This window comes from Dietzia sp. Die43, from assembly GCF_024519835.1.
Classification (GTDB): Bacteria; Actinomycetota; Actinomycetes; order Mycobacteriales; family Mycobacteriaceae; genus Dietzia; species Dietzia kunjamensis.
Genome location: NZ_JALJRF010000001.1, coordinates 283,060 through 308,597 on the forward strand (window position 1 = coordinate 283,060; position 25,538 = coordinate 308,597).

Below are 25,538 nucleotides of genomic sequence, written 5' to 3' on the forward strand. Positions count from 1 at the left end.
GGTTACAGCACGTCCTCGAACAGCTCGAGACGGGGCCGAGTCGGGTCCGCCAGGTCCACGCCCACCACGTCGAAGCAGACCTGGCGCCAGCGGCCCGGGTTCTCGGAGAGCCAGTGGGCGGCCAGTCGCCGCAATCGCCGTTGCTTGTCCGGGGTCACCGACTCGGCGGGGGTGCCGAAGCCCGTACCCGTGCGCGCCCGGACCTCGACGAATCGCAGCCGCCCCGCGGCGTCCAGCACCACCAGGTCGAGCTCGCCGGCCCGGCACCGCCAGTTCCGGCTGATGACCACTCCACCCCGGGCCTGCATCAACCCCGCAGCGTGGTCCTCACCGAGTCGCCCCGTCCGTCGGCGGGGATCCACACCGCCCCCGGCCGCCTCGCCGCCCACCGCCTCGTCCCCCGTCATCGCCAGCCCTCCCGGCCGCCCGGTCCGTCCGGGCCCGCCGGGGCTCACCCTGCCGGACGGAAACGGCCCGACCCGCTGGTCGCGGATCGGGCCGGGGGCGCCCTGTGGAAGCGGCGCGGGCTGTGGAGAACGGGGGCCGGGTGCTACTCCGGGAGCCGCAGTTCAGGCTTGTCGAGTTCCTCGATGTTGACGTCCTTGAAGGTCAGCACCCGAACGTACTTGACGAAACGTGCAGGTCGGTACATGTCCCACACCCACGCGTCGGACATCCTCACGTCGAAGTAGACCTCGCCGTCCGCCGACCGGGGGATCAGCTCGACGGCGTTGGCGAGGTAGAAGCGCCGCTCCGTCTCGACGACGTAGGTGAACTGGCCGACGATGTCGCGGTACTCGCGGTAGAGCGAGAGCTCCATCTCGGTCTCGTAGTTCTCCAGATCCTCGGCGCTCATCTCGTGCTGCTCCTCGAATGCGCCTGCGCGGCGCGACGGACGTTGGCGTACGACATCCGATGGATGCCGCTGGGACCGAGCTGCTCGATCGCCCTGGCGTGACTCACGGTGCTGTACCCCTTGTGGGCGGCGAAACCGTACCCCGGGTACCGCGAGTCGAGGTCCACCATAATCCGATCCCGCGTGACCTTCGCGAGGACACTCGCGGCGGCGATGGATGCGACCACTGCATCACCCCCGATCACGGACGTGGACTGACATCCGAGCCCGTCGACCGCGAAGCCGTCGGTCAGCACGAAACCGGGTGCCGGGTCGAGGGCGGCGACCGCCCGGCGCATCCCCTCCAGGTTGCACCGGTGGATCCCGCGCATGTCGATCCGATCCGGCTCGATCACCACCACACTCACCGCCGACGCCCTGCGCAGGATGACGTCGTGCAGTCGCTCACGGGTGGCGGCGGTGAGCTTCTTCGAGTCATCCAGGTCGGCCAGGTCGGGGTGGAGCCGGTTCCCCAAGACGCAGGCCGCCACCACCAGTGGGCCCGCACAGGAACCGCGTCCGGCCTCGTCGACACCGGCGACCGGGCCGAGACCTCGACGGGCGAGGGCTGCCTCCAACGCCAGGCGGCCGTCGCGACGGGTCACCCGGACCCGGCCGGGAAGGGCGACATCCCGGGGCCGCTGCGGTCGTGCCCGGCTCACCCCGCGTTGATATCCGGGGAGGACACCGTCCCGATCCGGCTGAACGGGAGGATGATCGCCCGGACCTTGCCGATAATGTTCTCCTCGGGCACGGTTCCCTGGAACTCGTCACCCATGTGGAAGCGGGAGTCCGCGGAGTTACCGCGGTTGTCCCCCATCACCCAGTAGTTGCCCTCGGGGACCGTGACCGGTCCGAAGGCACAGTTGAGCGGGTTCCCGGCCGGCGAGGGGGCCTCGTTGAGGTACGGCTCGTCCAGCGGCTGTCCGTCGACGAGCAGTGCACCATCCGGGGAGCAGCCCCCGACGGTCTGGCCCCCCACCGCGACGACGCGCTTGACCATGTCGTTCTGATCGGGTGGGACGATGCCGATCACGCCGCCGATGTTCTGCAGGGTCCTGATGACCTGATTGTCCGACCGGATGGACTGGTAGCCCTCGTTCCACGAATCGGGACCCTCGAAGACCACCACGTCCCCGGGTTCGGGGTCTCCGAACCGGTAGGTGATCTTGTCGACGAAGATGCGGTCCCCCGTGCAGCCCGCGCAGCCGTGCAGGGTGGGTTCCATGGACTCCGACGGGATCTGGTAGACGCGTCCGACGAAGGTCTGGAAGACGAACACCAGGACGAGTGCGATCACCACCAGCAGCGGGATCTCGATGTACCAGGGCTGGCCCTTCTTCTCGACGCGGCGAGCCGGGGCCCCGTCGTTACGGGACCCCGGCTCGGCGGCGTCATGTCCAGGCGTATCGGTGCTGCTCACCCGGATGAGCGTAGTCGATCCCGCACCGCCGACGGCGGCCGAGTCCGACCGGCTCTACCCGGTCAGCGCTTCTCCTTGATCTTCGCGGCCTTGCCACGGAGTGCACGCAGGTAGTACAGCTTCGCGCGACGCACGTCGCCGCGGACCAGGACGTCGATGCGGTCGATCGTGGGCGAGTGCACGGGGAACGTGCGCTCGACGCCGACGCCGAACGAGACCTTGCGGACGGTGAAGGTCTCGCGGACGCCACCGCCCTGGCGACGGATCACGACGCCCTTGAAGACCTGGACGCGCTCCTTCGAGCCCTCGATGACCTTGACGTGCACGTCGAGCGTGTCGCCGGGGCGGAAGTCCGGGATGTCGTCGCGGAGCGACTTGTTGTCGATGAAGTCGAGAGTGTTCATTGTGTTCCTTGCATGTCAGGAATGAGGACAGAGGACCCTGGCGCCCGCCCGCAGGCGGGACGACCGGTTCGTGCCCCGGATCAGCGCGACCGTCAGCGGACACACGTGGTGCCCGGAAGGTCAACCTCGCTAGTGTGCCATCCGCTACTCGGCGGACCCAAATCACCCGGCCGGAGGAACCCAACCGAAGTCCGAGAGCGTCGCCAGGTCGGCCTTGTCCAGCTCGGCCGACCCGAGGAGGTCGGGCCTCCGCTCGGCTGTGCGTCTCAGCGACTCGTCGCGGCGCCACCGCGCGATCCTGGCGTGATCGCCACTCTTGAGGACTTCGGGCACCGGCCGGTCGCGCCACACCTCGGGCCGGGTGAAACTGGGGCCCTCGAGCAGGCCGTCGGAGAAGGAGTCCTCCTCATGGCTGCGCCGGTTCCCCAGCACCCCGGGTAGGAGGCGGATGACGGCCTCCGCGATGACGAGCACCGCCACCTCGCCCCCGATGAGGACGTAGTCGCCGATGCTGACCTCCTCGACGTCCATCCGCGTGGACGCCTCGTCGACGACGCGCTGGTCTATGCCCTCGTAGCGACCACACGCGAACAGCAGGTGGCGTCGACGGGCGTAGCGGTGCGCGTCGGACTGGGAGAACGGTCGTCCGGCGGGCGTCGGGACTATCAGGAGTGGGCGGGTCTGACCGTCCCCCGGCTCGCTCATCGCCGTCCCCGGCGGCGGCACGAGGTCGTCCAGCGCCTCGCCCCACACCGTCGGGCGCATGACCATGCCCGGCCCACCGCCGAACGGGGTGTCGTCGACCGACTTGTGGACATCTTGGGTCCAGCCCCGGAGGTCGTGAACGGCGACGTCGACTATGCCCCGGTCGGCGGCCCGACCGATCAACGCCAACTGCAGCGGGGCGAGGTACTCGGGGAAGACCGTGATGACGTCGAGGTGCATGAGCGGACCGCCCCCACCATCGGGGCGAGCGGTCACGACGTCCCCAGGTCGAGCAGCCCCTCCGGCGGGTCGATGACGCACGTCCGCGCGACGACGTCCACCTCGGGGACCATCTCGGAGACGAACGGGACCAGTGCGTCGCCTCCGTCGGCCAGCCGGATGGCGAGGAGTTCGCCGGCCGCGGTGTGCACGATCTCGGTCACCTCGCCGAGGGTGGCACCCGAGGTATCGAGCACCCGCAGGCCCACCAGTTGATGGTCGTGGTACTCGTCCGGGTCCTCCGGATCCTCCAGCGCATCCGAGTCGACGAGCAGCAGCATGCCGCGGAGTGCGTCCGCGGTGTCCCGATCGCCGACGCCTTCCAGACGCACCAGAAGCCGCCCGGAATGCTGCCGGGCGGCTTCGATGGTGACGTCGCGGTCGGTGGCCCGATCACCCCGACCGACCCGCCCGACGAGTCGGGTCCCGACGGCGAATCGCTCCTCGGGTGAATCGGTGCGAACCTCCACCACCAGTTCGCCGCGGACGCCGTGCGATTTGACGACGCGTCCCACGACGAGCTCCATGATGGTCCGAGTCCTCCGATTGCCGACGTGTACGGGCGGGGTCAGCGGTCGGTGTCGACCACGTCGACCCGTACACCGTCGCCGCCGACGGCGGAGACGATGGTCCGGATCGCGGAGGCGGTACGGCCACCCCGACCGATGACACGGCCGAGATCCTCGGGCGCGACGGCCACACGGATCACGGTGCCGCGCCGACCACCACTCGACCGGACGGACACCGCGTCGGGGTCCGACACGATTCCGCGGACGAGGTGGTCGACGGCGTCGACGACCATGTCATTCATCTGTCTCAGGCCTCGGCGGTCTCGGCGTCAGCCGACGCGGCCTCGCCCTCGCCGGACTCGGCGGCCTTCGCGGCCTCCTGCTCGGCCTTCTTGGCCTCGTCCTTCTTCGCCTTCTCTGCCTTGCGCTTGGCGGTGATGGCCTCAGCGGACGGCTCGCCCTGGGCGTCCTCGAGGGCCTTGTTGAACAGGTCCAGCTTCGAGGGCTTGGGCTCGGCGGTCTTCAGGGTGCCCTCGGCGCCCTCGATCCCCTTGAACTTCTGCCAGTCGCCGGTGATCTTGAGCAGCTGCTCGACGGCCTCGGTGGGCAGGGCGCCGACACCGAGCCAGTACTGCGCGCGCTCGGAGTCGATCTGGATGAAGCTCGGCTCCTCCTTGGGGCGGTAGAGACCGATGGTCTCGATGGCGCGCCCGTCGCGACGGGTGCGGGCGTCGGCGACGACGACCCGGTACTGCGGGTTACGGATCTTGCCGAGGCGGGTGAGCTTGATCTTGACGGCCATGAGGCGTCTCGCTTTCTGTTGCGGGTCACGTGGCGATTCAGCGGCGCCCGCCCTGCTGGCGGGGCCCGGTTTCGCCTTCCGGGTGACCGCCGTTCGGCACGGACCCACGAGGGTCCACCGGTGACGGCGTCCAGCGGGCCAGTCTAGACAGTCCGGGACGGTGGGCACCAATCGACGCGTCGGGCGGACCGGTCAGCGCTTGGGGAACTTCAGGTCGTTGAGATCGATCCCCTCCAGCCCCGGCGGGAGCTGGTCGAGTCCGGGCGGCAACTGGGACAGGTCGGGCATCCCGCCCGGCGGCATACCGGGCATCCCGGGCGGCATCCCCGGCATCCCCCCGGGCATCATCCCCCGCTGCTTGGGCGGGGTGGGACCGCGGCCCTTTCCCTTGCCCTTGCCCTTCTTGCTCTTGCGCTGGTTCTTGCGTCCCGCCCCGGGCATTCCCATCTGGCCCGCCATGCGGCTCATCATCTTGCGGGCCTCGAAGAACCGGTCGACCAACTGGTTGACGTCGGTGACCGTGACTCCCGAACCGTTCGCGATGCGCTGACGGCGCGAGCCGTTGATGATCTTCGGGTCCGCGCGCTCCTCGGGGGTCATGCCGCGGATGATCGCCTGGATGCGGTCCAGGTACTTCTCGTCGATGTCCCCGACGGCGGCCTTCATCTCCTTGCCGCCGGGCAGCATGCCCAGCAGGTTCCCGATGGGCCCCATCTTGCGGATCATCAACATCTGGTCGAGGAAGTCCTCGAGCGTGAGCTCGCCGGAGCCGATCTTCGCGGCGGTCTTCTCCGCCTCCTGCGCATCGAAGACCGTCTCCGCCTGTTCGATGAGCGAGAGCACATCGCCCATCCCGAGGATCCGGCTGGCCATGCGGTCGGGGTGGAAGACGTCGAAGTCCTCGAGCTTCTCGCCGTCGGACGCGAACATGATCGGCGTCCCGGTGAGTTCGCGGACGCTCAGCGCGGCGCCACCGCGGGCGTCACCATCGAGCTTGGTGAGCACGACACCCGTGAAGCCGACGCCCTCACGGAAGGCCTCGGCGGTGATCACCGCGTCCTGACCGATCATCGCGTCAAGGACGAAGAAGGTCTCGTGGGGCTGGACGGCGTCCCGGATACCCCGGGCCTGGGCCATCATCTCCTCGTCGATGCCGAGTCGACCGGCGGTGTCGACGATCACGACGTCGTGCATCTTGGCGCGGGCGTGAGCCAGTCCGCGCTGCGCCACTGACACCGGCTCCTGGACGCCGATCACCTCACCGTCGCCCCCGACGGAGGTCCCGGGGTGCGGGGCGAAGGTGGGCACGCCGGCACGCTCACCGACGATCTGCAGCTGGTCGACCGCTCCGGGTCGCTGTAGGTCGCAGGCCACCAGGAGCGGTGTGTGCCCCTGCGCCTTGAGCCAGTGCGCCAATTTGCCCGCCAGGGTGGTCTTACCCGCGCCCTGCAGGCCCGCCAGCATGATGACCGTCGGGGGCTGTTTGGCGAACTCGATCCGCCGCTCCTCGCCGCCGAGGATGGCGGTGAGTTCGGCGTCGACGATCTTGACGACCTGCTGGGCGGGGTTGAGCGCCTCGGAGACTTCGGCGCCCTTGGCGCGCTCCTTGACCCGGGAGATGAACTCGCGCACCACCGGCAGGGCGACGTCGGCCTCGAGCAGCGCCAGACGGATTTCACGGGCCGTCGCGTCGATGTCGGCGTCGCTGAGCCGACCCTTTCCGCGCAGGTCCTTGAGCGCACCTGTGAGGCGGTCGGACAAGGATTCGAACACGGCAACAGCTCCCTGGTTCGCGGCCCGGGAGCGCGCACGGTTCCCGGCGTCGTCGGCGACGACTGATCACAGGGTATCGGCATGCGCCACGGCGGGCGTCGTGGGATCACGTCGTGGCAGTAGCGCCTCCACCTGACCGGCCGTACTCAAGACCGCTCCGGGGCCGGAGAGCGCGAACACGTCCTCCACGGCCGCTCCCCTGGTGCGCACCACCACCCAGTCGATCCGGGCGCCGGCGTCGATGATCGCGGACACCACCCGGGCGAACAGGCCGGGCCGGTCCTCCGACCGCACCTCCATCAGCACACCGTCGGCGTCGGTCCGGTGGGAGATCAGAACGGAGGATCTGGCCTGCGGGGGTCCGATCGGCAGCGCCGCCCCCCGGGACAGCGCGGCGCGCAGTGGCGCGGGGAGCCCGGAGTCGATCGACCGGCGCAGATCCTGCCGGAGCACGCGGCCGTCCACCGGGTCACCGAAGCGGGTCGAGACCGTCATCCTCGCGCGCATCCCGCCCGGCGGACGGAGGTCGATCTCTGCGTCCACGATCTCCAACCGGTGGGCGGCCAGGACCTCCGCGGTCACCGCCAGCGAACGTCCTCCACCGGGGACGACGAGGGTGACCTCGTGCGTGGTCCCGGAGTCCGCCGCCCGGAGGTCCACCACGACGTCCGGTGGCCCGTGTCGCCGCGAGGCGTTCACCGTCGGCGCCTGCACCGCGGCGGGCCGGGGGCCGAGCGCCTTGCGGCACGCCGCCACGAGCGCGGCGTGGGCCCCGGCACGTCCGGTGGTCCAGACCGTCGGCCCGGTCGCGAGCGAGTCCGCCTCGGTGAGGGCGGCCAACACGTCGAGGGCGACGGCGTCCCGGTCCAGCGCGGTGAGGACGGCCTCGGCGGTGGCGGGATCTGCGGGGTCACGTCTCGCGGCGGTCGCCGGGAGCAGCAGGTGGTGCCTGACGATGCGTGTCAGGGTCTCGGTGTCACGGCCGCCGAGGCCCATCCGCGCGCAGATCGGGCGGATCATGTCCGCCCCGTTCTCGCTGTGGTCGCCGTCACGGCTCTTCCCGAGGTCGTGCAGGAGCGCCGCGAGCAACAGGAGGTCCGCCCGTGCGACGGAGGTGGTGAGGCGGGACGCCTCCACCGACGTCTGCACCAGGTGCCTGTCGACCGTGTAGATGTGCGCCCGGTCGCGGGCGGGCAGATCCCGCACCCCCGACCATTCCGGTAGCAGCCGTTCCCACAACCCGCACCGGTCGAGAGCCTCGTGGACGGGGATCTGCGCCTCACCCGAGCCCAGGAGCACGAGCAGGTCGGACAGGGCCTCCGCCGGCCACTGACCGTCCGGGACGGGGCAGCGTTCGGCGAGGACGCCGAGGGTGGAGGTCGCGATCGGCAGCCCGAACCGGGCCGCGGCCGCGGCCACCCGCAGCGCCAGCCAGGGGTCGTCGGCCACGCGGGCCGCGCGGGCGAGCGTCACCTCCCCCGCGTGTTCCACCACCCCGTCGTCGAGGGGCCGACGGACAGGCGACCTCCGCAGCAGGCCGGTCAGTCCCCGGGAGGACAGCGCCGCGCACGAGCCACGGATAGCCTGGTCCGCGGTGAACGCGATCGTGCGGGAGGCGTCGCTCAGCGCCCGGGCGAGATCGAACCGGTCCCCCAGGCCCAACGCCTCGCCGACCTCGTCGCCGTACTCGGCGTGCAGCACCTCGCGGGGGCGTCCGCTCACCCGGTGTAATTCGGTCCGGGCGTCCAACACCAGCCGGTGCGCGCGCGCCATCCCACCCGGGACCACGGGCCGACCGTCGCTGAGGTGGGCCAGGCCCAGGGCCGCGACGAGCTGCGCGTCTCGGAGCCCACCGGCCCCGTTCTTCAGGTCGGGTTCGCTACGGTGCGCGATCACCCCCGCCCGGTGCCGCCGGGCGGCCGCCGCGTCGACGAGATCGTCGAAGCGGGAGGCGATCTGGTCCCGCCACTGCCGACGCGCGCCGTCCGCGACCAACGCTCCCAGGTCCGCGTCTCCCGCGATCACGCGGGCGTCCAGCAGGCTCAGCCCGACCGAGACGTCGGCGGCGGCCACGGCCAGGCACTGGTCGACGGTGCGGACACTGTGGTCGAGTCCGACCCCGGAGTCCCACAGCGGGTACCACAGGGCGTCGGCCAGCTCACCCACGTCGCGGTCCGGGCGCCGCTCGTGGACCAGGACGAGGTCGAGGTCCGAGTGTGGCAGGACCTCCCGGCGCCCCAACCCGCCGAAGGCGATCAGGGCGAACCCCGATCCCGGGCCGATCCCGGCCTCGTCGGCGAGCCGCCCCAGCTCCATCTCGTAGAGCTCACACAGGGCGTCCCTCAACGGCGCGGCGGGCAGGCTCTCGCGCGGGGCGGAGAGGATCCGCTCGCGTCCCGCTCGCAGCGCCGTGGCGCGCTCGCCGTCCGCCGTGACCGCCATGGCACTCCCCTTCCCTCATCCGTCGGGGTCCAGAATGTCGCCTCCGTGTCACCGCCTCGGTGCGTACAGGTTTCACCTTTGTGAACGGGTGCGCACGGGGTGCGCGGGACCGGGCGAGCAAGGCGCCCGCCGCACACGACGGCGCGCGGCCACCCCTGTGACGGGGCGACCGCGCGCCGGGTTCTGCCCGAGGGTCAGATCGCGGATGTGCCCTCCTCACCGGTGCGGACGCGCACGATGCTCTCGACGGGGGTCACCCAGACCTTGCCGTCGCCGATCTTGCCGGTCCGGGCCGCGTCGACGATCAGTTGGACCGCGGTGTCGGCGGTCTCGTCGTCGACCACCACCTCCACCCTGATCTTGGGGACGAAGTCCACGGCGTACTCGGCGCCGCGGTAGACCTCGGTGTGGCCCTTCTGGCGTCCGTATCCCTGGACCTCGCTGATGGTGAGGCCGTGGATGCCGGCCTGCTCCAGTGCTGCCTTGACGTCGTCGATCGTGAACGGTTTGACGATCGCGGTGACGAGCTTCATGTCGTGGGTTCCTTTCGAAGTGGTCGGCTCAGCGGATGAGCGCGTTGGTGGAGGCCTCGTACGCGCTCTCGGCGTGCTGGGCACCGTCGATGCCCGCCTGCTCGTCGGCCTTGTCGATCCTCCAGCCGAGCGGCCGGCAGATCGCCCAGGCGATCGCGGTCATGATGCCGGTGAACACGAGGGCGGCCACGGCGATCACGATCTGGACCACCAGGAGTCGCCATCCGTCCGCGGAGTAGAACACTCCCGCGTCCGTTCCGAAGGTGCCGGTGGCGAACAGGCCGATGGCGATGGTGCCCCACAGTCCTGCCACCAGGTGCACGCCCACCACGTCCAGGGCGTCGTCGTAGCCGAAGCGGTGCTTGAGGCCGACGGCGAGCGCGGACAGCGCGCCAGCGATCGCACCGAGGGCGATCGCGCCGAGCGGGTGGACGGAACCGGCGGCGGGGGTGATGGCCACGAGGCCGGCGACCACGCCGGAGGCGGCACCGAGGCTGGTGGCGTGGCCGTCACGGATACGCTCCGCGAGGAGCCAGCCGAGCATCGCGGCGGCGGTGGCGGCGGTGGTGTTGACCCACGCCAGGCCCGCCGCGCCGTTGGCACCGAACGCGGAACCGGCGTTGAACCCGAACCAGCCGAACCACAGCAGGGCGGCGCCGAGCATGACCAGCGGCAGGTTGTGTGGGCGGTAGGCGGTGCGACCGAACTCGAGCCGCTTGCCGATGAGCAGGACCAGGACGAGCGCGGCCATACCGGCGTTGATGTGCACGACGGTTCCGCCGGCGAAGTCGACGGGCGCGACGGCGGCGGTCAGCCCGCCCTCGCCGTCGTCGACGGTCCCGAAGATCATCGCCGCCAGCCCACTGTCCGAGTGGGAGAGCAGTCCGCCGCCCCACACCATGTGGGCGAGCGGGAAGTACGCCAGGGTCACCCAGACGCCGACGAACGCCAGCCAGGTGCCGAACCGGGCGCGCTCGGCGATCGCGCCCGAGATGAGCGCGACGGTGATGATCGCGAAGGTCACCTGGAAGGCGACGTCGACGACCTGCGGGTAGGCGCCGGAGCCGGAGACCGCCCATTCGGTGGCGTCACCGATCACCCCGGAGAGCCCGAACATCTCGAAGGGGTTGGCGAACAGCCCCAGGACCGACTCGCTGCCGTAGGACATCGACCATCCCCACAGCAGGTAGATCACGCCGACCACGCCCATCGCGCCGAACGACATCATCATCATGTTCAGCACGGACTTCTGCCGGGACATGCCACCGTAGAAGAGCGCCAGGGCGGGCGTCATGAGCAGTACCAGAGATGCTGCGATGAGCATCCAGGCCGTGTCTCCCGTATCGATCTCCGGCGTCGCCTCCTGGGCGAGCAACGCGACACTGTCACCTATCACGGTGCGGTCCTCCTCGTCTCGTACGTGGTGAGCGACTCTTCGCTCCCCGTCGACATGAAGATTTCCTTGGTCGTGTTGCACCGGATGTGCCCTGATGTTTCGGGGTTGTAACGCGCTCGGGTCCCCTGTTCCGGTCGTGTGTCCCGGCCGCGTCGCCCGGGACCTACGTGCCGAGCAACGCGTCGACGAAGGCCTCGGGGGTGAACGGCGCGAGGTCGTCGGCCCCCTCGCCCAGTCCGACGAGCTTCACGGGCACGCCCAACTCGTGCTGGACCTGGAACACGATGCCGCCCTTGGCGGTGCCGTCGAGCTTGGTGAGCACGACGCCGGTGATGTCGACGACCTCCTTGAACACGCGCGCCTGCATGAGCCCGTTCTGCCCGGTGGTGGCGTCGATCACCAACAGGACCTCGTCGACGGGGGTCTTCTTCTCCACCACCCTCTTGACCTTGCCGAGCTCGTCCATGAGCCCGGTCTTGGTGTGGAGGCGACCGGCGGTGTCCACGAGCACGGCGTCGACGCCGGTCTCGACCCCGCGGGTCACCGCGTCGAAGGCGACGGAGGCGGGATCGGCGCCCTCCTTGCCGCGGACGACCTCAGCGCCCACCCGCTCGGCCCAGGTCTGGAGCTGATCCGCCGCGGCGGCGCGGAACGTGTCCGCCGCGCCGAGGAGGATCTCGCGACCGTCGGCGACGAGGACGCGGGCGAGTTTGCCGGTGGTGGTGGTCTTGCCGGTGCCGTTGACGCCGACGACGAGGAGGACGGCTGGCGTCCCGTCGTTCGGCAGCGCACGCAGCGAGCGGTCGAGTTCGGGGTGGAGGTTGTCGATGAGGGTCTGCCGCAGCAGATCGCGCACCTCGGCCTCGGTGCGGACCTGTCGGGTGGCGATCTCCGCCCGCAGGCGGTCCACGACGAGCTCGGTGGTGGCCGAACCGAGGTCGGCCATGATCAGCGTGTCCTCGATCTCCTCCCAGGCGGCCTCGTCGAGATCGCCGGCGCCGAGGAGACCCAGCAGCCCCTGGCCCACGGTGTTCTGCGACCGCGCGAGGCGGCCCCGCAGGCGGTCGAGGCGGCCGGCGGCCGGGTCGATGCGCTCGACCGGGGCGACCGGCTCCGGGGTCCCGGTGACCGTCTCCGGGGGCGCCGGGATCTCCTCGTCGGGCACCTCGGGCGGGACCACGACGGGTTCGAGCGGGGCGGGCTCGACGACCTCGGTGGCCTCGGTCGGGCCGGGATCGACGTCCGGCTCGGGCGCGGGGGCGGCCGTCTCGGGCGCCGCATCCGGCGCGGTCGCGGGCTCGGCCGCGGGGGCGGCCCCCGTCGCAGGGGACGGCGGCGCGGGGGGCCGTGGGGCCGGTGTCGCCGGCGGCAGGTCCTCCCGCGGCGTCGGGTCACGGCGCACCGGCTCCCTGGGCGGGGCCGCCGTGGCGCCGCCCCCTCCCTGGGCGAACGAGAACCCCGTCCCGGCCTGATAGTTGCCGGAGCGCTCCTCGCGGGTGAGCTCCTTGCGCTCGGCGGCCCTGGTGAGGGAGATCTGCCGCTTCTTGCGCAGCTGCAGACCCACGACGAGGGCGATGATGGCCAGCAGCAGCACCGCGGCGACGGCGATGATGATCCAGGTGGTGGTAGTCACGGTGCCCAGTATGGCCGACCGCACCCGTCGCCATCTCGGTCCCGGGGGGCTGTGGCGGACCTAGACTGGCGCCTGTCGTCGTCCGGGGAGGAGCCCACGTGGTCGAGCTCGCCGCCCAGCCAGGGGGTACGTCCGTACGCCAGCGCCCCCTCCGCCGGGCCCCGGCCCCGCCCACCTGGCTCGCCAAGACCATCATGGCGGTGACGGGGTTGCTCTTCACCGCCTTCGTGGTGGTGCACATGGTCGGCAATCTCAAAGTGTTCGGCGGGGCCACGGGTTTCGACGCCTACGCCGCGTGGCTGCGGACGTTGCTGTACCCCCTCGTCCCCCACGAGGGCGTCCTGTGGGCGTTGCGCGTCGTGCTGGTCCTGGGTCTGGTGGCGCACGTCTGGTGCGCGGTGGTGTTGGTGCGGCGCTCCCACGCGTCCGCGGGCCCGCACCGCCGGCGGACGGGGCTGACGGCGGGCTCGTTCGGCGCCCGCTCGATGCTGCTCACCGGAGTGGTGCTGCTGCTCTTCGTCGTCTTCCACGTCCTCGACATGACCACGGGCACCGCCCCCGCCGCGTCGGAGGCGTTCGAGCCCGGTACGGCGTACGCCAATCTGGTCGCCAGCTTCTCGCGGCCCTGGGTCGCGGCCTTCTACGGCATCACCATGGTGCTGCTGGCCCTGCACGTCGCCCACGGCGTCCGCACGGCGGCCGGCGACCTCGGGGTGACCGGCGTCCGGAGCCGGGCGGTGATCACGACCGTGGGCGGGATCGCCGCGGTGGCCGTGCTGCTGGGCAACGCCGCTATCCCGATCGCGGTCCAGGCCGGGTGGCTGACGTGACCTTCACCCCGCCCCCCGTCCTCGTGCCCGACGCACGACAGGGACACGTGCTGAGCTCCGGCACACCCGGGGGCGACCCGGCCTCCGCTTGGGCGAGGCGTCGCGACGCCTACCGCCTGGTCGCACCGGCCAACCGCCGCCACCTCCACGTGGTGGTGATCGGCACGGGCCTGGCCGGGGCCGGCGCGGCGGCCGCCCTCGGCGAACTCGGCTACCGGGTCACCGCGTTCACCTACCACGACGCCGCCCGGCGCGCGCATTCCGTGGCCGCCCAGGGCGGGATCAACGCCGCCCGCGGCCGCCGGGTGGACGGAGACTCCGTGGCCCGGTTCGTCGCCGACACCGTCTCGGGCGGGGACTTCCGTGGGCGGGAGGCCGAGGCGTTCCGGCTGGGCGAGGAATCCGCGCGGGTGATCGATCATTTCTCCGCCATCGGGACCCCCTTCGCACGCGAGTACGGCGGCGTCCTGTCGACCCGGTCCTTCGGCGGCGTGCAGGTCTCGCGCACGTACTACTCCCGCGGTCAGACCGGCCAACAACTCCAGCTCGCGGGCGTCTCGGCGCTGCAGCGGCAGATCCGTGCCGGCGCCGTCACGCTGCACACCCGCCACGAGATGCTCGACCTCGTCGTCGACGATTCGGGGTGCCACGGTGTGGTGGTCCGCGACCTGGTGTCCGGCCACATCCGGGCCGAGACCGCGCACGCGGTCGTCCTCGCGACCGGCGGCTACGGGACCGTCTTCCACGACTCCACGCTCGCGATCCACTCCAACGCGTCGGCGGTGTGGCGCGCGCACCAGCGGGGGGCCCTGTTCGCCTCACCGTCGTTCGTGCAGTTCCACCCCACCGCGCTGCCCAAGGACAACGACTGGCAGGCCAAGACGATCCTCATGAGCGAGTCGTTGCGCAACGACGGCCGCGTCTGGGTCCCGCTCCACGACGGCGACGACCGGCCGCCCGGTGAGATCCCGGACGCCGACCGCGACTTCTTCCTCGAGCGCCGCTATCCCGCCTTCGGCAACCTCGTGCCCCGCGACGTGGCCTCCCGGGCGATCACCGCCGAGATCCGAGCCGGGCGAGGGGTGGGGCCACGCCGCAACTCCGTCTACCTGGACTTCCGTGACGCCCTGGCCCGCGACGGCCGGGGGACGATCACCGAGCGCTACGGCAACCTGTTCGAGATGTACGCCCACGCCACCGGCGAGGACCCGTACGCCGTACCCATGCGCATCGCGCCGACGTGCCACTTCACGATGGGCGGGCTGTGGAGCGACTTCGACCTGCAGACGTCGATCCCCGGCCTGTTCGTCGGCGGCGAATGCGGCTGGGCGTATCACGGCGCGAACCGGCTCGGCGCCAACTCCCTGCTCAGCGCGAGCGTCGACGGGTGGTTCACCCTTCCCTACTCGGTGCCGGCGCACCTGGCCACCCGCCTCGGGGACGACCTACCGGGCGACGACGACGAGGTGGTCGTGGCCGCCGTGGCCCGCGCCCGGTCGCGGGTGCGGAACCTGCTCGCGGTGGGCGGCTCGACCGGGCCCGAGCACTTCCACCGTGAGCTCGGCGAGATCCTCTACTCGGGGTGCGGCGTCACACGGACGGCCGACGGCCTGACCCGGGCGATCGAGCGCATCCGTGACCTGCGGACCCGGTTCTGGACCGACCTGCGGGTCACGGGCACAGGCGGTCACCTCAACCAGGTGCTCGAACTGGCCGGGCGGGTCGCCGACTTCCTCGAGCTGGCGGAACTGATGTGCGTCGACGCTCTGGACCGCGACGAGTCGTGCGGCGCCCACTTCCGCGACGAGCACCAGACGCCCGACGGGGAGGCCCTGCGGGACGACCGGCGGTGGGCCTTCGCCTCCAGCTGGGCCTCCGAGGGCGATGATCGCGGCGGGCCCCGGTGCTTCACCCGCCATGCGGAACCGCTGGAGTTCTCGGCGGTCGCCCCCACCGCGAGGGACTACCGATGAGGCGGACAGCGTTGAGGCGGACAGCGATGAGGCCGACAGTGACGAGGCAGACCCGGTGAGACTGACCCTGCGCGTCTGGCGACAGGCCGGACCCGACGAGACCGGCCGGTACGAGGAGTTCGAGGTCGGCGACGCCCGGCCGGAGATGAGTGTGCTGGAGCTGCTCGACGTACTCAATGCCGACCTGGTGGACGCGGGCATTGAACCGGTGGCGTTCGACTCCGACTGCCGCGAGGGGATCTGCGGGGCCTGCGGCGTCACCGTCGACGGTCGCCCGCACGGTCCCGCGGAGAACACCCCGTCGTGTCACCAGCGACTGACCCCCTACGCCGACGGGGACACCCTGCGCATCGAACCGCTTCGCGCCGCCGTGTTCCCCGTCATCCGCGATCTGGTGGTGGACCGGTCCGCTCTGGACGGGGTCGTCGAGTCCGCGGCCCATGTGGGAATCCCGGCCGGCGCCGCCCCGGACGCGGACTCGACCCTCCAGGGTCACGACACGGCGGAGACCGCACTGGACTTCGCGGCGTGCATCGGGTGCGGGGCGTGTGTGGCGGCCTGCCCCAACGGCTCGGCCAACCTGTTCGTGGGGGCCAAACTCGGGCACCTCGCCCTCATGCCCGTCGCGGGCGCCGACCGCTCGGCCCGCGCCCGCGAGATGGTCAGCGCCGCCGACGAGGAGTTCGGTCCCTGCTCGCTCTACGGGGAGTGCTCGCGGGTGTGCCCGGCGGGGATCCCGCTGCGGGCGATCGGCGTGGTCAACCGTGAACGGCTCCGGGCGGTCTTCCGGCGCTCGTGAGCGAGCGGCGACGCCTCGGGCACGTGCACGGAGGCCGGCACGTCGCACTCGGGCGACGACCGGGCCGTCCGTGACCTAGACGTCGTCCTCCCCGACCGGGCCGCCCTCTGCCTCCCACGTGTCGATCATCTCGACCTTGGTCCGCGTGAACTTGCGACGCACACCCACTCCCCCTCGGTCGCTCTCCGGGATGAACCGGGCGCCGAAGTAGGTCAGGGCGTCGGTCAACGCCTGCACCTCGGCCGCGTCGAGTGCGCCCACTCCCCGTTCGTACTCGCGGATCCGCTGCTCGTCCAGTCCGGAGCGCAGCGCCACCACCTTGGTGGAGACGAGGCACAACGCTCGCGCGGCACGCGCGAGACCGGGGTCCATGAACAGTTCTGAATGAGTCATGGCCCCATCCTGCCAGCGCGACGCCGGGGGGGCGCGCCGTCGACGGGTCAGCGCATGCGTTGGGAGATGACCTTGGAGATGCCGTCGCCCTGCATCGACACGCCGTAGAGCACGTCGGCGACGTCCATGGTGGGCTTCTGGTGCGTGATGACGATGAGCTGGCTGGTCTCCCGCAGCTGTTCGAACAGCCCGATGAGGCGCCGCAGGTTGGTGTCGTCGAGCGCCGCCTCGACCTCGTCCATGACGTAGAACGGGCTGGGGCGGGCCTTGAATATCGCCACCAGCATGGCGACCGCGGTGAGCGACTTCTCGCCGCCGGACAGCAGCGACAACCGCTTCACCTTCTTTCCCGGTGGCCGCGCCTCCACCTCGATCCCGGTGGCGAGCATGTCCTCCGGCTCGGTGAGGATCAGTCGCCCCTCCCCTCCGGGGAAGAGCGTGGAGAAGACACCCCGGAACTCGCGCTCGACGTCGACCCACGCCTCGGTGAAGATCTGCTCGATGCGCTCGTCGACGTCGTCGATCACCCCCTCGAGGTCGGACCGGGCCTTCTTCACGTCGTCGAGCTGGGTGGACAGGAACGCGTAGCGCTCCTCCAGCGCCGCGAACTCCTCCAACGCCAGCGGGTTGACCTTGCCCAGGGTGGCCAGGTCCTTCTGCGCCGACCTGAGACGACGCTCCTGTTCGGCGCGCACGAACGGCATCGGCGGCGGCGGGGTCACGTCCTCGCCTCGCTCGCGAGCCGCCTCGTACTCCTGCATCTCCAACGCCGACGGCGGCAGGTCCACGTCCGGGCCGTACTCCTCGACGAGGGCCTGCGGTTCGATACCGTGACGCTCGAGCACCGCCGCCTCGAGCTCCGAGACCTTGACCTCGAGCTGCGCCCGGACGATCTCGTCGCGGTGGGCGGCGTCGCCGAGCCTCGAGACCTCGGACTCGGCCGCCGCGAGATCACCGCGCAGCGCGGCGACACCGGCGGTGGCCTCGGCGCGCGCGGCCGAGAGCCGGTCCCGCTCGGTTCCGGCGGCGGTGATGAGTTCGTCGAGCCGCGAGAGCAGCCGCCCGCTGAGTTCGTCGACCACGCCGGCGACCTCCGCGCCGCGGCGCCGCTGCGCCGCCGCCCTGGCGGCCCGGGCCCGGGACTCGCGCTCCGCCTGCGCGGCCCGCCGCAGGGACGCCGACTTGCCGCGGACGCCGGCGGCCCGTTCCTCGGCGGACCGGTGGGCGAGCCTGGCCTCGAGTTCCGCGGCCCGGGCCGAGGCCACCGCGGCCTGCGCGGCACCACGCCCGTCGTCCTCGGGTGGCCGGACCTCGTCGTCGTCCCCGGCCCTGGCGAGTCGGTCGGTCAGCTCGGCGTGTTCGGCGCGCGCGGCGTCGAGCTTGTCCACCGAGATCCGGCGGGTCTGCTCCAGGCGCCGCACCTCGGCCTCGGCGCGACGGCGCCGCTGGCCGATACGGGCGAGCTCCGCGTAGATCTCCTCGATCGCGGCGTCGGACTCGCTGATGGCGGCGAGCGTCTCGGAGAACCGGTCCGCCCGCTCGGTGTCCTCGGCCGACGCGCCGGCCAACTCGGCGCGGGTGGTCTCGATCTCGGCCCGAACGGCGTCGCGCTCGACGACCGCGGCGTCGATCGCCGACTGGATCTCCAACCCGGTGCGCCCCGACGCGGACCCGCCCACGGTCCACCCCGCACCGGCCAGCTCACCGTCGCGGGTGACCGCGCGCACGCGGCGGTCCGCCTCGACCTGGGCGTGGGCGGCGGCGAGGTCGTCGACCACGACCACGTCGACCAACAGGGCGGTCACCGCCGCCACGAGGTCCTCCGGGACGTCCACCACGTCCAGCGCCCAGCATGCCCCGCCGACCAGGTCGACCTCCAGTCGGTAGTCGCCACCCGGCGTCCCGGCTCCCACGAGACCCGCCCGGCCCGCGTCGGCCTCCCGCAGGGCCGCCAGGACCTGCCGGCGGTTCACGGAGGTGTCCACGACCACCGCGTCGACGGCCGGCCCGAGGGCGACCCCCACGGCGCGTTCCCACCCGTCGCGGACGCCGAGCATCTCCCCCACCGTCCCGGCGACGGCGTCGGCCCCGAGATGCCGCAGGACCCACTCGGCGCCGTCCCCGGCGCCCTTGTTCTGCTCGAGAGTCTCGATCCGGGCGGCCAGCCGCGCGATCCGCTGGTCGGCCTCCCGCTCGATCCCCTGCAACTCCGCGAGCCGGGCCCGTGCCGCGAGGTGGGCGCGCTCGGCCCGCCCCAGGTGTTCGTCGAGGGTCCGTTCGCTCTGCTCGTGCGCCCCCACCCTGGCGTGGACGGCGTCGAACTCGGCCTCGGCGTCGACCACGGCGGTGCGCGCGACCTCCGCCTCGGCGTCCACGCGCGCGATCTCCGCCTGGGTGGACTCCACTCTCGCGGCGAGGGTCTCGACCTTGCCCGCGAGCCTGGCCACGCCCTCCCGGCGGTCCGCGATCGCCCGGACGGCCTTGAGGTGCTCGGCCTCGAGCGCGGCGAGCGTCGACTCGGCCCGTCCCAACGCCTCGGTCGCCAGACGGGCCTTCTCGGCGGCGGCGTCGACCTGAGCGGCGAGGTCCTCCTCGTGCGCGGCGGCCCGCTCGGCCTGGCGGTCGAGCTCGTCCGGGTCGGTGCCGTGGTGCACGGCGACCTCGGCGGCCAGCGACCGCGCGCGGTCGGCGGCGATCCGGGCGGTGGCGCGGGCCCGCTCGGCCAACGTCGACAGGGCGAACCACCGCTGCTGCGCAGCGTCGGCGTCCGGGGTCAACCGATCGAGCTCGGCCTGGGTGTCTGCGACGGCCCGCACCAGCTCGTCCCTGCGGTCGACCGCCTGCGCGACCTGGTCCGCCAACCGGGAGCGGACACTCTCGGCATCCGCGAGCTCGCGTCGACGGGTGACCAGGTCGTCGGCGGCGAGGCGGAACGTGGCGTCGCGCAGGTCCGCCTGGATGGTCTGCGCCCGGCGCGCGACCTCGGCCTGCCGCCCCAGCGGCTTGAGCTGGCGCCGCAGTTCGGTGGTGAGATCGTTCAACCGGTCCAGGTTGCCCTGCATCCCGGCGAGCTTGCGCTGGGCCTTCTCCTTGCGGCGCCGGTGCTTGAGGATGCCGGCGGCCTCCTCGATGAACGCCCGGCGCTCCTCCGGCTTGGACTCGAGGATCTCGGCGAGCTTGCCCTGGCCGACGATGACGTGCATCTCGCGGCCTATCCCTGAGTCCGACAACAGTTCCTGCACGTCCATGAGTCGGGCGCGGTCGCCGTTGATCTCGTACTCCGCGGCGCCGTCGCGGAACATCCGGCGGGTGATCGACACCTCGGCGTAGTCGATCGGCAGCACGCCGTCGGAGTTGTCCAGGGTGAGGGTGACCTCGGCGCGGCCGAGCGGCTGCTTTCCCGTGGTCCCCGCGAAGATGACGTCCTGCATCTTGCCGCCGCGCAGCGATTTGGCACTGTGCTCGCCCATGACCCAGGTCAGGGCGTCGACGACGTTGGACTTGCCCGACCCGTTGGGCCCCACCACGCAGCAGATTCCGGGCTCGAATCTCAGGGTCGTCGGCGCCGCGAAGGACTTGAAGCCCTTGAGCGTCAGCGACTTGAGATACACGGTTGTCGATCCTAGGTCAGCGTTCGACGAATCCCGGGAGTCCGCCCCGGGCCGGCTCCCAGGTGTCGACGACGAGGTCCACGTGGCCGGGGGTCCCGCCGCCGCGGAGAAGTTCCACCAGGTCACGGCACGCCGACTCCGGTCCCTCCGCCACCACGTGGACGCGACCGTCCGGCTTGTTGGCCGCGTACCCGCTCAGGCCCAGTTCGAGTGCCCGACTGCGGGTCCACCAGCGGAAGCCCACGCCCTGGACGCGGCCGTGGACCCAGGCGACCAACCGGACCTGGTCGGGATCCGGTGCGCTCATGCCGCGCCGCCCCCGTTTCCGGCGTCAGCGCCGCCGGTCTCGGCGTCGGCGCCGCCGGTCTCGAACCCCAGCGCGATCTCGGTCCCCGCGGTCAGGGTCCGGCCGACGGTGCACGCCTTGTCCACCGAGCGCCGGATCATCGCCACCAGTCGCTCGGCCATCGCCGGGTCTAGCCCGGACAGGTCGAGCTCGTAGCTCTCCTCCAGCAGCGGGTATCGCTCGTTCTCGCGGTCGGCGTCTCCGGAGACGCGAACGGTCGCGGCGTAGTCGTCACCCAACCGGCGGGAGATCGTGAAGTCGGAGGCCATGGCCGTGCAGGCCCCGAGCGCGATCTTGAGCAACTCCCCCGGGGTGAACACCCCCTCGACGTCGGCCGAGCCGATCTCGACCCGGGCTCCCCGGGAAGATGTCCCCACGTAGCGTCGGGTCCCGGTGCGTTCGACACGGAGATCGGGAGCGGGGTGCGCCGCCTGCGGGGCGGCCGGCGCGGGCGTCTGCGTGGGGGTGGGGGGCGTCGACTCAGTCATGCGGTCATCGTACGACCGGTCAGCGGGCCACCTCAGCCCCGCCGCGGCGCGCGGGACCGACGTGGCGGGCGGGACCGGCGTGGCGCGGGCTGGCAGACCGGGCAGAAGTGCGAACCGCGGTTCATGAAGTCCTCCCGCACCACGGCCGTCCCACACCGCGCGCACGGCAGGCCCGCCCGTCCGTAGACGTCGAGGGAGCGATCGAAGTACCCCGAGGCGCCGTTGACGTTGACGTACAGCGCGTCGAATGAGGTGCCGCCGGCCGCCAGCGCGTCCGCCATCACCTCGCGGGCGTGCTCGAGGACCCCGGTCACGGCGCGGAGTGTCACGGCGCCGGACCGCCGGCGGCCGTGGAGACCGGAGCGCCACAAGGCCTCGTCGGCGTAGATGTTGCCGATCCCCGAGACCACGGTCTGATCCAGCAGGAGGCGCTTGATCTCGGTGTCCCGGCGTCGGATCGTCCGGGCGGCGACGAGGGGGTCGAACCCGGGCTCGAACGGGTCCGCCGCGATGTGGGCGGCCGGCGCGGGCAGGAGCTCCCCCGTGCCGTCGAGAGCCTCCGCCAGTGGGACGACGGTCCACCCGCCGAACGTCCGCTGATCGACGAAACGCAGCTCCCTGCCGTCGTCGAGCTCGGCTCGCGCGTGCAGATGGCGTACCGGCGGCGCACCGCCCTCGGCGACCAACATCTGCCCGCTCATCCCCAGGTGTACGAGCAGGCAGTCCGCCCCCGCCGCGTGGTCGGAGTCCAGGGTGAGCCACAGGTACTTGCCGCGACGCCGGGCGCCGCTGACGGTGCGGCCGGTCAGACGCGCGACGATCTCGGGGGCGCCGCCCGGCTGCCGGCGCGCGGTGCGGGCGCCGGTGACCTCCACGGACGTGATCGCACGACCGACGACGTGATCGGCCAGGCCCCTGCGGACGACCTCGACCTCGGGTAGCTCGGGCACGTCAGCGTGTGGTCCCGTCCAGGGCGGCCCACGCCTGCTCGGCGGCCTTCTGTTCGGCCTCCTTCTTTGTGCGACCGGTCCCCTCGCCCAGGGACTCGTCGCCCACGAACACCACCGCGGCGAAGGTCTTGTCGTGGTCCGGCCCGGTGGAGGTGATCTCGTACCGCACCCTGGGCCTGCCCGTCGACGCGCACTTCTCCTGCAGACTGGTCTTCCAGTCGAGGGCCGCCCCCAGATGCGGGACCACCTGCAGTCGGTCACCGATGATCCGTTCGATCAGACCCCGGGCCGTCTCGAGCCCGTGGGTCAGGTAGACGGACCCGAACACCGCCTCGAGGGTGTCGGCGAGGATCGAGTGCTTGTCGCGGCCGCCCGTCAGTTCCTCACCGCGGCCGAGCCGCAGGTGATCTCCCAGGCCGCCGGGACCGAGCTCGCGGGCGATGTCGGCCAGGACATAGGTGTTGACCAGGCTCGCACGGATCTTGGCGAGGTCGCCCTCGGGACGATCCGGGTACGCCGTGTAGAGGTGTTCCGTCACGACCAACTCGAGCACCGCGTCGCCGAGGAACTCCAATCTCTCGTTGTGGGGCAGGCCGCCGTGCTCATAGGCGTACGAGCGGTGGGTCAGAGCCTGGGTGGCGAGGTCGACGGGGAGGGCGACCCCCAGGACGGAGTCCAGTGGCGACGGCTGCTCCGTCACGCGCGGTCCTCACCGGCGTCGCCGGCTCCGGTTGACCCGAACTTCTCCGCCAACCCGGCCCACCGGGGATCGATCCGGCCCTCGGCGTCGCCGGAGACGCCGTCGGGAGCGGGGGTGTCCGGGTTGATGCACTCGTCGTGGCCGTAGTCGGTGCACGTCGGCGACATGGGGAACTCCAGACCGAACGCGTCGACGAGCGCGGGCTCGAGGTCGAGCAGGTCGCCGTCCAGCAGGCGGACCTCGTCCTGCTCGGCGGCCTCGGCCGCGGCGGTGCCCTCGGCCGCGTACATGTCGGTCAGGTCCACGCCCACCGGGGCGGAGAACTCGCCCAGGCAGCGCGCGCACTCGACCTCGGCCCGACCGGTGACCGAGCCGGTGACGAGCACGCCCTCGTCGACGTAGGTCAGCATGAGGTCGAGGTCCACCTCGGAGCCCTCGGGGATCCGGATGAACTCCACGCCGATGGCCGAGGGGAGGACGGCGGCACGCTGCACCGGCACCATCGAGCCGGGGGCGCGTCCGAGGACGCGGGTGTCGAGGACGAGCGAATCGGCGGCGGGCCGGCCGTGGCGGGGGGTACGGGAGGTGGTGGACACGCCCAGCAGACTACCCGCCGGGGTCAGTAGTCCCCGTACCCGTCGCCCGGGCGCTCGTCCTCGCGGACCCCCCGCCGGCCGGTGGGCTCCCGTCGCCCGACCGGGGCGACACCGTGCAGCTCCTCGCGACCCCGGCTGACGGTGCGGATGGTGGTGCCGAGGAACTCCTCGAACCGGGCCATCTTCTCGTCGATGTAGGCGTCGCATTCCTCGCGCCGACGCTCGCTCTCGGCGTGCGCGGCGTCTCGCACCCGCGCGGCCTCCTCGTCGGCGATGCGGACGACCTCGGACTCGGACAGCATCCGCTGCTGCTCCTGCCGGGCTTCGGTGATCGTGCGGTCGTAGAGGATGTTGGCCTGTTCGACGAGCCGGTCTGCCTCCGCGCGGGCGCGGCTCGTGGTGGACTCGGCGTCCCGACGCGAGCGGTCGAGGAGCTCCGCCGACTCGGCGCGGGCGTCGCCCACCAGCCCGTCGGCGTGGGTGGTCGCCTCGGCGACCATGCGGTCGGCGCGGGCCTTGGCGTCGGCGAGCATGGCGTCCGCGTCCTCGCGCGCCTCGCGCAGGGTGCGGTCCGCCTCGGCGTCGGCGGCGGCGACCGTCTCGCGGGCGGTGGCATCGGCCTCCGCGAGCACCCTGTCGCGCTGGTCCAGCACGTCCTGGGCGTCGTCGAGTTCGCCGGGGAACGAGTCACGGATGTCGTCGAGCAACAGCAGGGACTCGTGCCGGGGCACCACGCAGTTCGCGGTCATGGGCAGACTGCGGGCGTCCTCAATCATCGCGTTCAGCTCGTCGAGGGCCTGGAACACTCGGTACACGCTCGTCCCTTCACCGGATCGTCACTCTTGCCCCACCAGTGTGCCCGCAACACAGGTCGCCGGGCCGGTGCGTGGGCGGTGTGTCCGGTAGGTCCGGCGGGCCGACGCCGCTTGCCCCGCCCCTCCCCGTCAGCCCAGGCGCTCCGTCAGGGCGCGGGCGACCGGCTCCGGCAGCAGGTGGGACACGTCGCCGCCGAGTCGGGTGACCTCGCGGCACAGCGAGGAGGAGACGAACGCCAGGTCGGCCCGGGTGGGCAGGAAGACGGTGTCGATCTCGGCGATCGAACGGTTCATGTGGGCCATCGGCAACTCGTAGTCGTAGTCGGTGGAGTCGCGCAGGCCCTTGATCACCGCGGTGGCACCCTGATCGCGGCAGTAGTCCACGAGCAGTCCGTAGAAGCTGTCCACCCGCACCCCGGGAATGTCGGCGCAGACCTCGTCGATCATCGCCTTGCGCTCGTCGATCGAGAAGGTGCCCTGTTTGTTGGGGTTGGCGACCACGCACACGATCACGTCGTCGAACAGCGCGGCGGCTCGCCGGATGATGTCGAGGTGCCCGAGGGTCACCGGATCGAAGGAGCCTGGGCACACGACGGTGGTCATGGGGCGACCGTATCAACACGCCGGGCCATCTCCACGGCGGTCTCGCCGTAGGTGCGCTCGAACACGACCTCGTACCCGCCCGGCCACCGCACGGCCGGGTCCCGCTTCGACCGCTCCCACACGACGAGCGCGTCCTCCGCGAGCCACCCCCCGGCGAGCAGGGCCTCCAGCACCGGTTCGTCCAGCTCCGCTGACCGCTCGTACGGGGGGTCGGCCAGGACGAGGTGGAATCCGCCCTCGACGGGGCACCGGCCACGGACCGCGGCGGGTAACGCCGCGCGCTTCACTGTGAGACGGAGCGGGGACGACGACGATGAGGACGACGACGACGACAACGACAACGACGACGACGACGACGCGCCCGCCGTGTTCTTCTTCAGGCACGCCACCGCGCGCTGGTTCTCCTCGACGAACCACGCCACGTCGGCTCCCCTGGAGACAGCCTCGAGCCCGAGTGCGCCGGAGCCCGCGAACAGGTCGAGAGCGGCGGCGCCGTCCAGGTCGACCCGACTTCCGATGGCACTGTAGAGCGCCTCGCGGACACGGTCCGTGGTGGGCCTGGTGCCGGCCGGCGGCACGGTGATCGTCAGCCCGCGCAGGCGGCCGGAGATGATGCGGGTCATGTCTTCCCTGTGGTCGT

The 25,538-nt window shown here is 71.8% G+C and carries 27 protein-coding genes; 3 read left to right on the forward strand and 24 right to left on the reverse strand.

Annotation, left to right across the window (positions count from 1 at the left end; all coding sequences use genetic code 11):
• Positions 1-2 precede the first annotated feature (2 nt).
• The 14 genes from NR111_RS01345 to ftsY form a co-directional block, all read right to left on the reverse strand.
• Positions 3-407 (reverse strand): YraN family protein, encoded by a 405-nt coding sequence (locus NR111_RS01345; RefSeq protein ID WP_154827692.1) that lies wholly within the window; start codon positions 405-407, stop codon positions 3-5.
• A 143-nt stretch (positions 408-550) separates the two neighbouring features.
• A complete protein-coding gene (locus tag NR111_RS01350; protein ID WP_007632861.1) occupies positions 551-856 on the reverse strand; it encodes a DUF2469 domain-containing protein in 306 nt (101 codons plus the stop codon).
• Positions 853-1,557 (reverse strand): ribonuclease HII, encoded by a 705-nt coding sequence (locus tag NR111_RS01355; RefSeq protein ID WP_154827694.1) that lies wholly within the window; start codon positions 1,555-1,557, stop codon positions 853-855. Before NR111_RS01355 ends, NR111_RS01350 begins: the two co-directional genes overlap by 4 nt.
• On the reverse strand, positions 1,554-2,318 hold the full coding sequence (gene lepB, locus NR111_RS01360; RefSeq protein WP_154827696.1) for a signal peptidase I: 765 nt from the start codon (positions 2,316-2,318) through the stop codon (positions 1,554-1,556). The genes NR111_RS01355 and lepB overlap by 4 nt, the downstream gene beginning before the upstream one ends.
• Positions 2,319-2,380: 62 nt before the next feature.
• Positions 2,381-2,722 carry a 50S ribosomal protein L19 gene (gene rplS / locus NR111_RS01365; RefSeq protein WP_067717600.1) on the reverse strand — a complete coding sequence of 114 codons (342 nt, stop codon included), beginning with the start codon at positions 2,720-2,722 and terminating at the stop codon, positions 2,381-2,383.
• 162 nt (positions 2,723-2,884) lie between these two features.
• Positions 2,885-3,667, reverse strand: coding sequence for a tRNA (guanosine(37)-N1)-methyltransferase TrmD (trmD, locus tag NR111_RS01370; protein WP_256819600.1), 783 nt, complete (start codon positions 3,665-3,667; stop codon positions 2,885-2,887).
• Between the two features lie 32 nt (positions 3,668-3,699).
• On the reverse strand, positions 3,700-4,233 hold the full coding sequence (gene rimM / locus NR111_RS01375; RefSeq protein WP_067717598.1) for a ribosome maturation factor RimM: 534 nt from the start codon (positions 4,231-4,233) through the stop codon (positions 3,700-3,702).
• Between the two features lie 41 nt (positions 4,234-4,274).
• Positions 4,275-4,517 (reverse strand): RNA-binding protein, encoded by a 243-nt coding sequence (locus NR111_RS01380; RefSeq protein ID WP_067717596.1) that lies wholly within the window; start codon positions 4,515-4,517, stop codon positions 4,275-4,277.
• A gap of 5 nt (positions 4,518-4,522) precedes the next feature.
• A complete protein-coding gene (rpsP, locus tag NR111_RS01385; protein WP_067717594.1) occupies positions 4,523-5,017 on the reverse strand; it encodes a 30S ribosomal protein S16 in 495 nt (164 codons plus the stop codon).
• A gap of 192 nt (positions 5,018-5,209) precedes the next feature.
• Positions 5,210-6,790: a signal recognition particle protein gene (ffh, locus tag NR111_RS01390; protein ID WP_154827700.1), complete on the reverse strand. Its 1,581-nt coding sequence runs from the start codon at positions 6,788-6,790 to the stop codon at positions 5,210-5,212.
• 66 nt (positions 6,791-6,856) lie between these two features.
• Positions 6,857-9,232, reverse strand: a complete 2,376-nt coding sequence (locus NR111_RS01395; RefSeq protein WP_256819547.1) for a [protein-PII] uridylyltransferase — start codon at positions 9,230-9,232, stop codon at positions 6,857-6,859.
• 194 nt (positions 9,233-9,426) lie between these two features.
• The gene (locus NR111_RS01400; RefSeq protein ID WP_154827704.1) at positions 9,427-9,765 is read right to left on the reverse strand and encodes a P-II family nitrogen regulator; all 339 of its coding nucleotides are present in this window, start codon (positions 9,763-9,765) and stop codon (positions 9,427-9,429) included.
• A gap of 28 nt (positions 9,766-9,793) precedes the next feature.
• Positions 9,794-11,161 (reverse strand): ammonium transporter, encoded by a 1,368-nt coding sequence (locus NR111_RS01405; RefSeq protein WP_256819548.1) that lies wholly within the window; start codon positions 11,159-11,161, stop codon positions 9,794-9,796.
• A gap of 163 nt (positions 11,162-11,324) precedes the next feature.
• Entirely contained in the window at positions 11,325-12,794 is a 1,470-nt protein-coding gene (gene ftsY / locus NR111_RS01410; protein ID WP_256819549.1) for a signal recognition particle-docking protein FtsY, read from the reverse strand.
• A 194-nt stretch (positions 12,795-12,988) separates the two neighbouring features.
• On the opposite strand from ftsY, the gene NR111_RS01415 reads away from it, so the two are divergent.
• From NR111_RS01415 to NR111_RS01425, 3 genes are read left to right on the forward strand one after another with little or no spacing between them, the layout of a single operon-like run.
• Positions 12,989-13,624, forward strand: a complete 636-nt coding sequence (locus NR111_RS01415) for a succinate dehydrogenase cytochrome b subunit (protein WP_206472649.1) — start codon at positions 12,989-12,991, stop codon at positions 13,622-13,624.
• The gene (locus NR111_RS01420) at positions 13,621-15,597 is read left to right on the forward strand and encodes a fumarate reductase/succinate dehydrogenase flavoprotein subunit (protein ID WP_374210672.1); all 1,977 of its coding nucleotides are present in this window, start codon (positions 13,621-13,623) and stop codon (positions 15,595-15,597) included. The genes NR111_RS01415 and NR111_RS01420 overlap by 4 nt, the downstream gene beginning before the upstream one ends.
• A gap of 55 nt (positions 15,598-15,652) precedes the next feature.
• Complete coding sequence (locus tag NR111_RS01425) at positions 15,653-16,396, forward strand: succinate dehydrogenase/fumarate reductase iron-sulfur subunit (protein ID WP_256819551.1); 744 nt, start codon at positions 15,653-15,655, stop codon at positions 16,394-16,396.
• A gap of 75 nt (positions 16,397-16,471) precedes the next feature.
• On the opposite strand, the gene NR111_RS01430 is transcribed toward NR111_RS01425, so the two are convergent.
• The 10 genes from NR111_RS01430 to rsmD form a co-directional block, all read right to left on the reverse strand.
• A complete protein-coding gene (locus NR111_RS01430; RefSeq protein WP_256819552.1) occupies positions 16,472-16,789 on the reverse strand; it encodes a helix-turn-helix transcriptional regulator in 318 nt (105 codons plus the stop codon).
• A 47-nt stretch (positions 16,790-16,836) separates the two neighbouring features.
• Positions 16,837-20,400, reverse strand: a complete 3,564-nt coding sequence (gene smc, locus NR111_RS01435; protein ID WP_206472303.1) for a chromosome segregation protein SMC — start codon at positions 20,398-20,400, stop codon at positions 16,837-16,839.
• Positions 20,401-20,416: 16 nt separating this feature from the next.
• Positions 20,417-20,707, reverse strand: a complete 291-nt coding sequence (locus NR111_RS01440; RefSeq protein WP_067717574.1) for an acylphosphatase — start codon at positions 20,705-20,707, stop codon at positions 20,417-20,419.
• Positions 20,704-21,234 (reverse strand): OsmC family protein, encoded by a 531-nt coding sequence (locus NR111_RS01445; protein WP_206472304.1) that lies wholly within the window; start codon positions 21,232-21,234, stop codon positions 20,704-20,706. Before NR111_RS01445 ends, NR111_RS01440 begins: the two co-directional genes overlap by 4 nt.
• Positions 21,235-21,266: 32 nt before the next feature.
• Positions 21,267-22,184 (reverse strand): bifunctional DNA-formamidopyrimidine glycosylase/DNA-(apurinic or apyrimidinic site) lyase, encoded by a 918-nt coding sequence (gene mutM / locus NR111_RS01450; RefSeq protein WP_206472306.1) that lies wholly within the window; start codon positions 22,182-22,184, stop codon positions 21,267-21,269.
• Between the two features lies 1 nt (position 22,185).
• A complete protein-coding gene (rnc, locus tag NR111_RS01455; RefSeq protein WP_206472308.1) occupies positions 22,186-22,884 on the reverse strand; it encodes a ribonuclease III in 699 nt (232 codons plus the stop codon).
• Positions 22,881-23,480 carry a DUF177 domain-containing protein gene (locus NR111_RS01460; protein WP_067717567.1) on the reverse strand — a complete coding sequence of 200 codons (600 nt, stop codon included), beginning with the start codon at positions 23,478-23,480 and terminating at the stop codon, positions 22,881-22,883. The genes rnc and NR111_RS01460 overlap by 4 nt, the downstream gene beginning before the upstream one ends.
• Before the next feature lie 23 nt (positions 23,481-23,503).
• Positions 23,504-24,295, reverse strand: coding sequence for a DivIVA domain-containing protein (locus tag NR111_RS01465; RefSeq protein WP_119192434.1), 792 nt, complete (start codon positions 24,293-24,295; stop codon positions 23,504-23,506).
• Positions 24,296-24,424: 129 nt separating this feature from the next.
• The gene (gene coaD, locus NR111_RS01470) at positions 24,425-24,898 is read right to left on the reverse strand and encodes a pantetheine-phosphate adenylyltransferase (RefSeq protein WP_096905307.1); all 474 of its coding nucleotides are present in this window, start codon (positions 24,896-24,898) and stop codon (positions 24,425-24,427) included.
• The gene (gene rsmD / locus NR111_RS01475; protein ID WP_256819557.1) at positions 24,895-25,521 is read right to left on the reverse strand and encodes a 16S rRNA (guanine(966)-N(2))-methyltransferase RsmD; all 627 of its coding nucleotides are present in this window, start codon (positions 25,519-25,521) and stop codon (positions 24,895-24,897) included. The genes coaD and rsmD overlap by 4 nt, the downstream gene beginning before the upstream one ends.
• Positions 25,522-25,538: the final 17 nt, after the last annotated feature.